The 12054-nt window shown below is 74.1% G+C and carries 13 protein-coding genes, 3 pseudogenes and 1 riboswitch; of the genes and pseudogenes, 9 read left to right on the plus strand and 7 right to left on the minus strand.

Translation table 11 applies throughout. The features are described 5' to 3' along the window. Both E4P40_RS22430 and E4P40_RS22435 read left to right on the plus strand, forming a co-directional pair. Positions 1 to 201: pseudogene (locus E4P40_RS22430) on the plus strand (glycosyl transferase); the annotation flags it as partial. Positions 202 to 211: 10 nt separating this feature from the next. Continuing rightward, positions 212 to 862: a flavin reductase family protein gene (locus tag E4P40_RS22435; RefSeq protein WP_209305466.1), complete on the plus strand. Its 651-nt coding sequence runs from the start codon at positions 212 to 214 to the stop codon at positions 860 to 862. A 1-nt stretch (position 863) separates the two neighbouring features. Here the strand turns inward: E4P40_RS22435 and E4P40_RS22440 are convergent, their stop codons facing one another. Continuing rightward, a complete protein-coding gene (locus tag E4P40_RS22440; protein ID WP_135160619.1) occupies positions 864 to 1841 on the minus strand; it encodes a carbohydrate kinase family protein in 978 nt (325 codons plus the stop codon). Positions 1842 to 1959: 118 nt separating this feature from the next. Next, complete coding sequence (locus E4P40_RS22445; protein ID WP_245160514.1) at positions 1960 to 2628, minus strand: CDP-alcohol phosphatidyltransferase family protein; 669 nt, start codon at positions 2626 to 2628, stop codon at positions 1960 to 1962. Between the two features lie 54 nt (positions 2629 to 2682). On the opposite strand from E4P40_RS22445, the gene E4P40_RS22450 reads away from it, so the two are divergent. Further along, positions 2683 to 3489: a lipase gene (locus E4P40_RS22450; protein WP_135160620.1), complete on the plus strand. Its 807-nt coding sequence runs from the start codon at positions 2683 to 2685 to the stop codon at positions 3487 to 3489. A 2-nt stretch (positions 3490 to 3491) separates the two neighbouring features. Here E4P40_RS22450 and E4P40_RS22455 read toward each other — a convergent pair whose 3' ends face one another. Continuing rightward, positions 3492 to 3863: a hypothetical protein gene (locus E4P40_RS22455; RefSeq protein WP_135160621.1), complete on the minus strand. Its 372-nt coding sequence runs from the start codon at positions 3861 to 3863 to the stop codon at positions 3492 to 3494. 63 nt (positions 3864 to 3926) lie between these two features. Between E4P40_RS22455 and E4P40_RS22460 the strand changes: the two genes are divergently transcribed. Further along, entirely contained in the window at positions 3927 to 4562 is a 636-nt protein-coding gene (locus E4P40_RS22460) for a hypothetical protein (RefSeq protein ID WP_135160622.1), read from the plus strand. Here the strand turns inward: E4P40_RS22460 and metF are convergent. Further along, the gene (metF, locus tag E4P40_RS22465) at positions 4552 to 5454 is read right to left on the minus strand and encodes a methylenetetrahydrofolate reductase [NAD(P)H] (RefSeq protein WP_209305467.1); all 903 of its coding nucleotides are present in this window, start codon (positions 5452 to 5454) and stop codon (positions 4552 to 4554) included. The two genes, E4P40_RS22460 and metF, sit on opposite strands and share 11 nt — an antisense overlap. 234 nt (positions 5455 to 5688) lie before the next feature. Between metF and E4P40_RS22470 the strand changes: the two genes are divergently transcribed. The 3 genes from E4P40_RS22470 to E4P40_RS22480 are packed head-to-tail and all read left to right on the plus strand — an operon-like array spanning position 5689 to position 9264. Continuing rightward, positions 5689 to 6822, plus strand: a complete 1134-nt coding sequence (locus tag E4P40_RS22470; protein ID WP_245160515.1) for a polyprenyl synthetase family protein — start codon at positions 5689 to 5691, stop codon at positions 6820 to 6822. Position 6823: 1 nt separating this feature from the next. After that, complete coding sequence (gene crtI, locus E4P40_RS22475) at positions 6824 to 8332, plus strand: phytoene desaturase family protein (protein ID WP_135160625.1); 1509 nt, start codon at positions 6824 to 6826, stop codon at positions 8330 to 8332. Beyond that, positions 8329 to 9264, plus strand: coding sequence for a phytoene/squalene synthase family protein (locus E4P40_RS22480; RefSeq protein ID WP_209305468.1), 936 nt, complete (start codon positions 8329 to 8331; stop codon positions 9262 to 9264). The genes crtI and E4P40_RS22480 overlap by 4 nt, the downstream gene beginning before the upstream one ends. Here the strand turns inward: E4P40_RS22480 and E4P40_RS29115 are convergent. From E4P40_RS29115 to E4P40_RS22495, 3 genes and pseudogenes are all read right to left on the minus strand, one after another. Continuing rightward, positions 9261 to 9470: pseudogene (locus E4P40_RS29115) on the minus strand (lycopene cyclase domain-containing protein); the annotation flags it as partial. The gene E4P40_RS22480 and the pseudogene E4P40_RS29115 overlap by 4 nt on opposite strands. After that, positions 9467 to 9811, minus strand: coding sequence for a lycopene cyclase domain-containing protein (locus tag E4P40_RS22490; protein ID WP_135160627.1), 345 nt, complete (start codon positions 9809 to 9811; stop codon positions 9467 to 9469). The pseudogene E4P40_RS29115 and the gene E4P40_RS22490, both read right to left, overlap by 4 nt. Positions 9812 to 9853: 42 nt before the next feature. Further along, a complete protein-coding gene (locus E4P40_RS22495; protein WP_135160628.1) occupies positions 9854 to 10177 on the minus strand; it encodes an Rv2175c family DNA-binding protein in 324 nt (107 codons plus the stop codon). Positions 10178 to 10190: 13 nt separating this feature from the next. Between E4P40_RS22495 and E4P40_RS22500 the strand changes: the two genes are divergently transcribed. Together E4P40_RS22500 and E4P40_RS22505 are read left to right on the plus strand one after the other, a co-directional pair. Next, positions 10191 to 11327, plus strand: a complete 1137-nt coding sequence (locus E4P40_RS22500) for an alpha-hydroxy acid oxidase (RefSeq protein WP_135160629.1) — start codon at positions 10191 to 10193, stop codon at positions 11325 to 11327. A gap of 5 nt (positions 11328 to 11332) precedes the next feature. Then, positions 11333 to 11417, plus strand: a riboswitch (ZMP/ZTP riboswitch). 24 nt (positions 11418 to 11441) lie between these two features. Further along, positions 11442 to 12054, plus strand: a pseudogene (locus E4P40_RS22505) (glycine hydroxymethyltransferase); the annotation flags it as partial.

The raw sequence follows: 12054 nt of genomic DNA on the forward strand, positions 1-12054 counted from the left end.
CTGCGGGGCTCCCGTGCCGGGCTCGTCGGCTGGCTGGCCGGCGCCGCCGGCCGCGCGGTGGTGGCCGCGGCGACCGGCAGCCGGATCTGGCCCGATGCGCTGGCGCACCCGGTGTCGGTCGTCGTGTTCGACGTGCTGATGGTCCGCTCCGTCGTCGGGCAGCGGCAGGGCACCCTGAGCTGGCGCGGACGGAGGCTGTGACGATGGGCCGGTGACCAGCCCCGCCGAACGCGTGCTCTTCGACCCCGCCGACATGGAGGCGCGCGCGTTCTACCGCGTGCTCAACTCGGTGGTCGTCCCCCGGCCGATCGCCTGGGTCTGCAGCCGCTCGGCCGAGGGCGTGGTCAATCTCGCGCCGCACTCCTTCTACACGGTGGCCTGCGTGGACCCACCCGTCGTCCAGTTCACCTCGGTCGGCCGCAAGGACTCGCTGCGCAACGTCGAGGCGACCGGTGAGTTCACCGTGAGCCTCACGCCGGAGGCCCTGTTCGAGCAGATCAACGCCACCGGCACCAACTTCCCCGCCGGGGAGAGCGAGGCCCACCACGTCGGGGTGCGACTGGAGCCGAGCGAGCGGGTCGGCGTGCCCCGGGTGGCGGAGTCGCCGGTCTCCGTCGAGTGCACGCTGCACTCCACCGTCAGGCTCGGCGACAGCACGGTCGTCTTCGGTCGGGTGCTGGCCATCACCGCGTGGGCCAGCGCCGTCCGGGACGGCCGCCCCCGCATCGAGGCGCTGCGCCCGCTGGCCCGTCTCGGCGGCAACGAGTGGTCCACGATCGGCCAGGTCAAGGAGATCGCGCGGATCCCCTACACGCAGTGGACCGACGACCCCTCGATCGGGGAGCAGCTGCGCGGGGAGTGACCTAGGCCGGGAAGTGGTCGGCGACCTCGCGGGCGGCGTCATCGCCGAACGCGTCGGCGAAGCGGGCGAGGAAGCTGTCCTTCGGCAGGTCGTACTCCTGCGTGCCGATGACCTCGACGGCGGCCGTGGCGACGGCGGAGCCGAGCTGGGTGGCGCGCTCCAGGCCGAGACCCCACATGCGCCCGGCGATGAAACCCGCACGGAGGGCGTCACCGCCACCGGTCGGCTCGACCGGTTTGGTCTCCGGGACGGCGATGACCGAGATCGGCTCGGCGCCGGCCTGGCGGACCAGGACGCCTTCGGCGGCGCGGGTGGTGATCCAGGTGCCGACGCGGCCGAGCACCTCGTCGGAGTCCCAGCCGGTCTTCTGCTGGAGCAGGTGCGACTCGTACTCGTTGGTGAACAGCAGGTCGGCGCCGTCGACCAGGCCGCGGATCATCTCGCCGTCGGCCCAGGCCAGCTGCTGGCTGGGGTCGGCCGCGAAGCGGAAACCGCGCTGCCGGCACTCCTCGGTGTGCCGCACCATCGCCGTCGGGTCGTTGGGACCGACCACCACGAGGTCGGGCTCGCCGACGCGGGCGGCCACCGGGCCGAGCTCGATGGTCCCTGCCTCGGACATCGCGCCCGAGTAGAACGACGCGATCTGGTTGTTCGAGGCGTCGGTGGTGCACACGAACCGGGCGGTGTGCTTCAGCTCCGACCAGTGCACGCTGGCGGTGTCGACGCCGTGGCGGGTCAGCCACGACTCGTACTCGGCGAAGTCGTTGCCGACCGCGCCGACGAGCACCGGCTGCAGGCCGAGCAGCCCGAGACCGAACGCCATGTTCGCGCCCGCCCCACCCCGGTGCTGCACGAGGTCGTCGACGAGGAAGGAGAGGGAGACGTTCTCCATCTGCCCCTCGACGAACTGCTCGGTGAACTTCCCCGGGAAGGTCATCAGATGGTCGGTGGCGATGGAGCCGGTGACGACGACGGGCACGGGTCGCTCCTTCAACGCTGGTCCGGCGGAACGGCCGCACGAGATCGGGCGCGCTGTGCGGAGCAGAGCGCGCCCGACAGCCTAAGGAAGCGGCCGCCGCGGTGCCCAATCGCATCCGTCAGTCGCCCAGCATCCGGCGCATCGACACACCCAGCTGCGCCATGCCGACCGCCCCCAGCAGCAGGCCGACCGCCGTCCCGGCCGTCACGACCAGGTCCGCCTCCCCCAGCCCGCTGACCACCCCGGCGCCGACCAGCGTCATACCGGTCATCGCCACCCGCGTGGGCCGCTCCCAGACCGAGATCGCCCCCGTCTCGGAGACCCCGGCCTGCCCGGCTCGGGCGCGCAGGTAGTCGGGCAGCCAGCAGAGCGCACCGAAGCCGACGGCCAGCCAGCCGGGGGCGCCGGCGACCCAGAGCGCTCCGGCGTACGCGACCTCGCTGAGCCGGTCGACGACGGAGTCGAGGACGAAGCCACGGCGCGAGGCGCGACCGGTCCCGATCGCCAGGGCGCCGTCGAGCGAGTCCAGCAGTCCGGACAGCCCCACCAGGACGCCCGCGCCGATGAGCCAGAACCCACCGGCGGCGGCCGGCCACACCGCGAGCGCGGCGACGCCCAGCCCCAGGGCGGTCGCGGCGACCGGTGGCAGGCCCGCCAGCGGGCGGGCCAGCGCGTACGCGGCCGAGAGCCACCCACGCACCAGCCGGCTCTCCGTGCCGGTGCCTCCGTGCCAACGGGACCACGCGGCCAGGTACTCCTCCCGGCTCAGCATCACCTCCTCCGCCATGGCGCCAGTCCACCAGCCGATGACGCGCCGGGCGACACCAGGGACAGTGGAGCCATGCTCGCCGGTCTCGCTCCCGCCCGCCGACGTCTGCTCCTCGTCGTCGTGGCCCTGGCCGTCGTCGCGGTCACCGTGCTCGTCGTCGTCCTCGTCTCACGTTCGGCGGAGGCACCGGCTGTCGAGGCGGCCCCCGACAAGCGCCCGGGCCCGGTGGTCCTCGTCCCGGGCTACGGAGGTGGTCCCGACGCGCTCCAGGACCTCGCCGACCGGCTGATCGACGAAGGTCGTGACGCCACCGTGGTGGACTTCCCCGACCGCAACACCGGCGATCTCACCGCCTCCGCGGACGTACTCGGCGAGGCTGTCGACGATGCGCTGGCCCGGACCGGTGAGGACAGCGTCGACGTCGTCGGCTACTCCGCCGGCGGCATCGTCACGCGGCTCTGGCTCGCCGAGGGCGGCGCGGCCGTCGCCCGCCGGGTCGTGACCCTCGGCTCCCCTCACCACGGGAGCACGACCGCCGACTACGGAACGGCGATCGACGATCCCTCCTGCACCCTCGCCTGCCGCCAGATGGCGACCGACAGCGACGTGATCACCCGGCTGAACGCCGAGGCCGAGGTGCCGGCGGGCGTCAGCTTCGTCTCGATCTGGACGACCCAGGACGAGACGGTCACCCCACCCGACTCGGCCCGGCTCGAGGGCGCGCTCAACATGACCGTGCAGTCCGTGTGCCCCGACGCGCGCGTGACGCACGAGGACCTGCCCTACGTCGACCCGGTGCCCGCGATGGTCGTGGCCGAGCTGATGTCGGACGATCCCGTGCCGTTCGGCCCGGACGACTGCACCCGCCTCGGCGGCTGAGCTCAGCTCGCGGCGTCCTGTCCGAGCGCGATCAGCAGGCAGAGACCGGCCAGCACCAGCACCACCGGGGTCATGACCAGCCGTTCCGGACGGCTCCGGGAGATGGCGTTCAGCACGACGCCCAGGGCGAAGTACGCCGTGACCACCCAGATCCAGCCGTCGCCGGGCCGGCCCACCGCCCGCCAGACGACCCAGGCGATGACGCCGTACAGCACGACGGACACCACGCTCCCGATGCGCAGTGCGGTCGGCAGCACGTCGGCCTGCCCGCCCCAGGCGAAGCGGCCCAGGGGCGCGCCCGCGACGAGCGCGACCTGGAAGACCGCCAGCCCCGCGAGCAGCACGGACACGGCGACGGCGGCGGCTGCGATCACAGGTGGACGCTAGCGGCCCCGCCACCGTGTGTTGATCTTGCCGCGCGCGGGCAGGAAACGGGCATGGCACCGATCAGTGACGCCGTCGTCGTCGACGTCCTCCGCCGGGTCGACCGGCTGACCGCCCCCCTCGTGCGTCGGCTCGGCCGGCCACCGGCGCTGCCGGCGGCGGAGCGCGTCGAGTGGTGGGCCGACCAGGTGTCCCGGGTCGTGGCCGGCGTGTCGGCGGCGCCGCGCTTCGCCGGCAAGCTGGCCGACCTGCTCCCGCTGCAGAACACCGTGGGCACGGCTGTCCAGTCGGTCGTCGTCCTCGGGGTCGCCGGCGAGCACGGGGTGAAGGACCCCGCCGAGCGGATCTCCCTGCTCACGCGGGTGCTGCTGCGCCGCGACCTCACCCCCGAGCAGGTGGAGCCGCTGCTCCAGAAGGCGAAGGGGACCTATCGCGAGGAGGCGCTCGGCGCCCGCGAGGAGCGCGGTGGGGTGTGGGGCAACATCCGAACCCTCTGGCGGGTGGCCGGCCTGCTCGGACGGATCGACGACGCCCTCGACAACCGACCCAAGGGCAAGCGCCGGCACCGTCTGCTGTCCAACCTGCCGGTCGTCGGCGTGGCCGGCGGCTACCTCGCCGAGCGCGAGGGGCTGCGGCGGGCCGCGGCCCAGGCGGCCGCGGTGCTGGAGAACGGCCCGGTCAGGACGTAGCGGGCAGCTGCGCGAGGTTCGCGTGGACCTCACGCGTGGCCGTGGACCGGTTCATGGTGATGAAGTGGATGCCCGGGACGCCCTCGTCCAGCAGCGTCCGGCAGAGCTCGGTGGCGACCTCGACCCCGTAGGCGTGGACGGCCGCCTTGGCCTCCGGCGTCTCCCCGTCGAGTTCGGCGAAGCGGTCGGCCAGCTCGGTCGGGAACGCCTGGCCCGACAGCTCCACGATCCGGGTGATCTGCCGGGCGTTGGTCACCGGCATGACGCCGGCGAGGATCGGCACGTCGCAGCCGTGCTCGGCGACGCGATCACGCAGCCGGAGGTAGTCCTCGGCGCGGAAGAACATCTGGGTGATGGCGAAGTCCGCGCCGGACCGGCACTTGTTCACGAACATCTCGACGTCGGTCTCGAAGTCCGGTGACCGCGGGTGCCGTTCCGGGAAGGCCGCCACGCCGACGCAGAAGTCGCCCATCGTCTTGATCAGCTCGACCAGTTCCGAGGCGAACTCCAGGCCCTCCGGGTGGGGAACCCACTCCGCCTGCGGGTCGGCGCCCGGAGGATCGCCGCGCAGCGCGAGCATGTTGCGGACCCCGGCGGCCGCGAGGCGGCTCACCACGTGCCGGAGTTCGGCCACGCTGTGGTCGACCGCGGTCAGGTGGGCCAGCGGCGTCATCGTCGTCTCGTGGGCGATCCGCTCGGTCACCGCGAGGGTGCCCTCGCGCGTCGATCCACCGGCCCCGTACGTCACGGAGACGAAGGAGGGCTGCAGCCGCTCCAGCTCCCGCAGCGCCATCCACAGCTGCGCCTCGCCCTGGGGCGTCTTCGTCGGGAAGAACTCGAACGACCACGTCGGCTGGTCGGTGGCGAGGAGTTCGCGCACGGTCGCGTTCACGGACATCCAGGGTACGTGTGGCCCGGGGCACCCCTGTCCCCGCGCAGCGGAGATTTTCTTTCCGCGCCCGCATCCGGGAGCGGACGCGGCACAGAAGAACGGGGGCAAGCCGGGGACGTCGCTGGAGGACGCCCCGTCGACAGGTGCGAGCAGCGTGGAGAGACGATGAGCCGGAGCCCGGGACCTGCCCTGCTGGCGCGATCGCGCCCCGCCGGGTTGGGCAATACTGAGTCAGTGACCGCCGGGACGCAGCAGCGTGGACCCGCCGCCCGTCCCCCTGCCGCGCCGCTGGCCGCGGCGGAGCTGGACCGGCTGCGCGCCGCGGTGACCGACGCCCTCACCGGCTTCCTGGACCGGCAGCGGGCGACGCTCGCCGCCATGGACCCCAGCCTCGCTCCCGTCGTGGACGAGGTCTGCGCGCTCGCCGAGGGCGGCAAGCGGCTGCGCCCGGCCTTCGCCTACTGGGGTTGGCGCGGTGCCCGCGCGACCACCCCGGAGCCCGCCGAGAACGAGGCGGCCGTCCTGCGCGCCGTCGCCGCCCTGGAGTTCGTGCACGCCAGCGCGCTCGTCCACGACGACGTGATGGACGGCGCCGCCACCCGCCGCGGCCGGCCCGCCACCCACATCGGCTTCGCCGCCCGGCACAACGACGAGTCGCTCAGCGGCGACCGCGAACTGTTCGGCACGGGTGCGGCGATCCTGGTCGGCGACCTGGCCCTGGTCTGGTCCGACGAGCTCCTCCGCCGCTCGGGCATCTCGGCCCAGGCACTCAGCCGTGCGCGGGGTGTCTGGGACACGATGCGGACCGAGGTCACCGCCGGCCAGTACCTCGACCTGCTGCGCGCCGCGGGCGGCCTGCCCGGCCCGGACGGCGCCCTGAAGGTCGCCCGCTACAAGAGCGCCGGATACACCGTCCAGCGGCCGCTGCAGCTGGGCGCGGCGATCGCCGGCGCCGGTCCCGAGATCGTCGACGCCTGCACCTCGATCGGACTGCCGCTGGGCGAGGCGTTCCAGCTGCGTGACGACGTCCTCGGGGTGTTCGGCGACCCGGCGGTCACCGGCAAGTCCGCCGACGACGACCTGCGCGAGGGCAAGCAGACGCTGCTCATCGCACTCGCCGCGCAGGAGGCCGACGCGGCCGGGCGCCGGCTGCTGGACGACTGCCTCGGCAACGCCGACTGCAGCCCCGAGCAGTTCGACGCCCTGCGCGGGCTCCTGGAGTCGACCGGCGCCCTGGCCCGCGTCGAGGAGCGGATCGCCGAACGCACCGCCCTCGCCCGCACCGCCATCGCGGCGGCTCCCATCGGCGACGACGCCCGCGCCGCCCTGGACGCCCTCGCCGTCGCGGCCACCACCCGCACCGCCTGACGTGCGCACCGTTCCCGGCCGCACCGACCGCGTCGTCGTCGTCGGCGCCGGCCTGGCCGGGCTCGCCACCGCGCTGCACCTGCGCGGCGCCGGCCGCGAGGTCACCGTGGTCGAGCGCGGTCCCGGACCCGGGGGCCGCGCCGGGCGGATCGAGCGCGACGGCTATGCGCTGGACACCGGGCCCTCGGTGTTCACCGGGCCGGAGATCGTGGCCGACACCCTCGCCGCGGTCGGCGAGAAGCTCGAGGAGCGACTGACGCTGCTCCCGCTGGAGACGACCTACCGGGCGCAGTTCGCCGACGGCTCGCACCTGGACGTGCACGCGGACCCCGACGCCTTCGCCACCGAGGTCGCGCAGCTCTGCGGCGCGGCGGAGGCCGACGCAGTGCGCCGCTACCTGGCCGACCTCGCGGTGCTGTACCGGCTGCAGCTGGGCACGTTCATCGACCGCAACCTCGACTCACCGCTGGACCTGCTGGGTCCCGAGCTGGTCGCGCTCGCCCGTCACGGCGGGTTCGGCCGGTTGTCCAGCCACGTCGGGAAGTTCTTCGCCGACGACCGGCTGCGCCGTCTCTTCAGCTTCCAGGCGCTCTACGCGGGGGTCTCGCCGTACCGGGCGGTCGCCGCCTACGCCGTCATCGCCCAGCTCGACATCGGCGCCGGCGTCTGGCACCCGGTCGGCGGCATCGCCGCCGTGCCCCGCGCGCTGGCCGCCGCGGCGGTCGACGCCGGGGTTCGCTTCCGGTACGGCACGACCGTCGAGGAGCTCGAGACGTCGGGACGGCGGGTCTCGGCAGTCCGGATCGACGGCGGCGAGCGGCTGCCCGCGGACGCCGTCGTCGTCACCACCGACCAGCCGTGGAGGATGGTGCCGGGACTGCGCGGCCCGCGGCGCCCGGTGTACTCGCCGTCCTGCGTCGCCCTCCACCTCGGCGTCCGCGACGAGCTGCCCGGGCAGGAGCACCACACGATCAGCTTCGGCGCGGCGTGGGAGGGCGTGTTCGACGAGCTCACCCGCGACGGGCGGCCGATGACCGACCCGAGCCTGCTGGTCAGCATGCCGTCGCACACCGACCGAAGCCTGGTGCCGGATCCCGTGGACGGGCGACGCTGCCAGGTGTTGAGCATCGTCGCCCCCACGCCCAATCTGGACCGGCGCAGCGGCGGCAATCCGGACCTCGACTGGACGACGCTGGGTCCCCGCTACCGCGACGAGGTCCTGGGCACCCTGGAGGACCGCGGCTGGACCGGCCTGACCGGTGCGATCGAGGTCGAGGAGATGGCCACGCCGCTGGACTGGGCGGCCCAGGGCATGGCGGCCGGCACGCCGTTCGCGCTGGCGCACACGTTCGGGCAGACGGGGCCGTTCCGCCCCTCCACGCTCCCGCGCCGGGGTCCGGAGAACGTCGTCCTCGCGGGGTCGTCGGTGCAGCCGGGTGTGGGTGTGCCGATGGTCCTGCTCAGCGGGCGGCTCGCCGCCGAGCGCATCACCGGGCCGGTCCCGCGATGACGACGGTCGCGGGCCGGCAGGAGCAGCTCGACGCCGCGTACCGGCACTGCGCGGCCATCGCCGCGCGGCACGGCAAGAGCTACCACCTGGCCACCCGGCTGCTGACGCCGGATCGCCGTCCCGCCGTGCACGCCCTCTACGCCGCCGCCCGCACCGCCGACGACCTCGTCGACCTCCCGGGCGAGGACCCCGCGGGTGACCTGGCCGACTGGTCGCGGGCGGCCCTCGCCGAGCTGGAGACGGGCTGGTCCGACGACCCGGTTCGCCTCGCCCTCGTGCACACCTACCGCCGCTACGACATCCCGGTCGAGCACCTCGTCGACTTCCTGGCCGCGATGAGCAGCGACCTCGACGTCGACTCCTATCCGGACATGGCCGCCCTCGACCGGTACATGTGGGGCTCGGCGTCGGTGATCGGCCTGCAGGTGCTGCCCGTCCTCGGCACGGTCCCCGGCGTGGCGCGCGAGGAGGCGGCGCCGCACGCGATCGCGCTGGGCGAGGCGTTCCAGCTGACCAACTTCCTGCGCGACGTCGCCGAGGACGTCGACCGCGGCCGGGTCTACCTGCCCGCCGACGCGATGGCCGCGTACGGGGTCACCCGCGAGCAGCTGGCCGAGAAGCGGCACGACGCGAGGTTCGCCGCGCTGATGCGGGACATGGTCGCCGTCGTCCGTCGCCGCTACGACGACGCCGCTCCCGGCACGCCGCTGCTGGCGCCGGAGTCGCGCGACTGCGTCCGCGCCGCGACCGACCTCTACGGCGGGATCCTGCGCGAGATCGAGCTGGCGGACTACCGCGTGCTCGACGGGCGGGTGTCGGTGTCCAAGCCGCGGCGCCTGGCGGTGTTCGCCCGGCGGTTGACCGCGGCCCAGCTGGCCAGGGTGAGCGTCACCATGGCGAAGCCGAAGAGCAGGTCCTCCACCGGCGCGTAGGCGATCCGCGGGCCCCAGATCGCGCCGGGGTCGTAGGTGACGACGCCCAGGCCGGTGAGCACGCCGTTCATCAGCAGCTGGAAGACGACGATGATCGCGTAGGCCGCCCAGAACACGGGGCGCGTCACCATCCGCGTGCGGTACACGGCCAGGTCGACGACGAGGACGCCCACCACCGCGAGCACCGCCAGCGCCGAGTAGCTCACGCGTCGGCCTCCTCGGCGGGATAGCCGGCGTCCCAGCCGGTCACCGTGCGCACCGCCTCGAGCGCCAGCACCGAGCAGAGCGGGACGACGAGGAAGAACAGCACCTCCTCGACCGGGATGCCGCCGGGCAGCCGTAGGCCGAGGGTCAGGTCGCCGTCGTACTGCCAGTGCCCCTGCGCGATCGCGTACAGCACCCAGGCGACGAAGACGACGAACTCCGGGAGCACCGCGAGCAGGAGCCGGCGCCACCGGGCGTAGACCCGGACGCGCAGGACCAGCTCCAGCGGGGCGGTCACCAGGAGGCAGCCGGCGAGCAGCGCGAGATAGGTCAGGGAGCCCACGCGATCACCTTCCGGCCGGGCGGTCCGGCTGGATGCGCACCGTCAGAGCGCGAGCGCCTGCGCCCGGCGGGTGACCTCGGTGTGCCGGTCGTCGCGCAGCGCCTGGACCGGGGTGCCCGGCAACGAGTCGTCGTCGCGGAAGAGCCAGCCGAAGGCCTCCTCGTCGCTGAACCCGCCGTCCTTGAGCACGGTCAGGAGCCCGGGGAGGTGCTTGAGGACCGCGCCGTCCTGGAGGAAGTCGGCAGGGATCTTGCCGTTGCCGCTCCCGGGCACGGCCATGAGCTTGCGGTCGCGGAGGAGCTGGCGGACCCGGTTGGGCGAGGTCCCCAGGATCTGGGCCACCTCCGTGGGAGTGAGCGTGTCCATAGGGTGCCAGCCTATGGCTCCCGACGACGGCGGTCCTCCCCCGCCCGGTCCCGCTCCGCTGGGCAGCGGCCCGCTGGGGCAGCGACGACGGGGCGCCGGCCCGGACGGGCAGCCGGGGGAGCTGGACCTGGCCGCGGTCGAGGCGGAGGCGCTGGCCGCGCTCCCCCGCGACGTGGCCGACTACTACGCCGGCGGCGCCGGCAGCGAGATCACCCTCGGCGAGGCCACCGCCGCGTGGGGTGCCTGGCGGCTGCGCCCGAAGGTGCTGCGCGGAACGATCGGGGTGGACCTGCGCGCCTCGCTGCTCGGCACGGAGGTCGCGACGCCCATCGGGATCGCCCCGTGGGCCCACCAGGCGATGGCGCACCCGAACGCCGAACGCGCGACAGCCCGCGGTGCCGCGGCGGCCGGGGCCCTGATGACCGTGTCGACGTCGGCCAGCACGTCGCTGGAGGACGTCGCCGCGGCCGAGCCCTCGTTCCCGAGATGGTTCCAGCTCTACCGCCTGCACTCCCCCGCGCACACCGACGACCTCGCCCGCCGCGCCGGGGAGGCGGGCTACCGCGCGCTCGTCCTCACCGTCGACCTGCCGGTGCTGGGCCGGCGCCTTCGCGACCTGACCAACGACTTCGCCCTGCCGGCCGACCTCCCGCTCCCCAACCACCCCGCCGACGCCGCTGCGGCGACGGCCGCGCACCCGCCGTGGACCTTCGACGACGTAGGCCGCTTCGCCGAGCTGTCCGGGCTGCCGGTCGTGGTGAAGGGCGTGCTGCGCGGGGACGACGCGGCCCGCTGCGTGCGGGCCGGCGCCGCCGCGGTGTGGGTGTCCACGCACGGCGGCCGGCAGGCCGATCCCGTCGTCGCCAGCGCGCAGGCGCTCCCCGAGGTCGTCGACGCCGTCGGCGACGAGGCGGAGGTCTACGTCGACGGGGGCATCCGGGCCGGCTGGCACGTCCTCACCGCCCTGGCCCTGGGTGCGACCGCGGTGTTCGTGGGCCGTCCGGCGATCTGGGGCCTCGCGACGGGCGGCTCAGCCGGGGTGGCTGCGGTGCTCGACGGGCTCGGCGCGCAGCTCGCCCACACGATGGCGCTGTGCGGCCTGTCCGACGTCCGGTCGGTGCCGCGGGACACGGTGACCCCTGCCCGCTAACCTGTCCGCGGGGCCGTGACTGGCGCATCGAGGTGGACGACCACCGGGGAGCGGCCTGCCGGACTCCCGCCGTGCGCCTGGGCACCTTCCCGACGTCTCGCGCAGGAGCCCCACATGACCGGATCAGTGCCCACCCACCGCTTCGACGCCGCTGCCGCGTCGGCCGCCTACCGCAACGCCCTGCAGGTCATCGGCGCGGTCGAGCCGCGCGTGGCCGAGGCGATCGGGGCGGAGCTGGCCGACCAGCGGGCCTCGCTGAAGCTGATCGCGAGCGAGAACTACGCCAGCCCCGCCGTGCTGCTGACGATGGGCAACTGGTTCAGCGACAAGTACGCCGAGGGCACCGTCGGCCACCGCTTCTACGCCGGCTGCCAGAACGTCGACACCGTGGAGGCGCTGGCCGCCGAGCACGCCCGCGAGCTGTTCGGCGCCCCCCACGCCTACGTGCAGCCGCACTCGGGCATCGACGCCAACCTCGTCGCCTTCTGGGCCGTCCTCGCCCAGCGGGTGGAGCTGCCGGCGCTCCAGAAGGCCGGGGCGAAGCACGTCAACGACCTCACCGACGACGACTGGCGCACGCTGCGCCACGCGCTGGGCGACCAGCGGATGCTCGGCATGTCCCTGGACGCCGGCGGCCACCTGACCCACGGCTTCCGCCCGAACATCAGCGGCAAGATGTTCGAGCAGTCCTCCTACGGCACCGACCCCCGCACGGGGCTGCTCGACT

It is taken from the genome of Blastococcus sp. CT_GayMR20 (assembly GCF_004570345.1).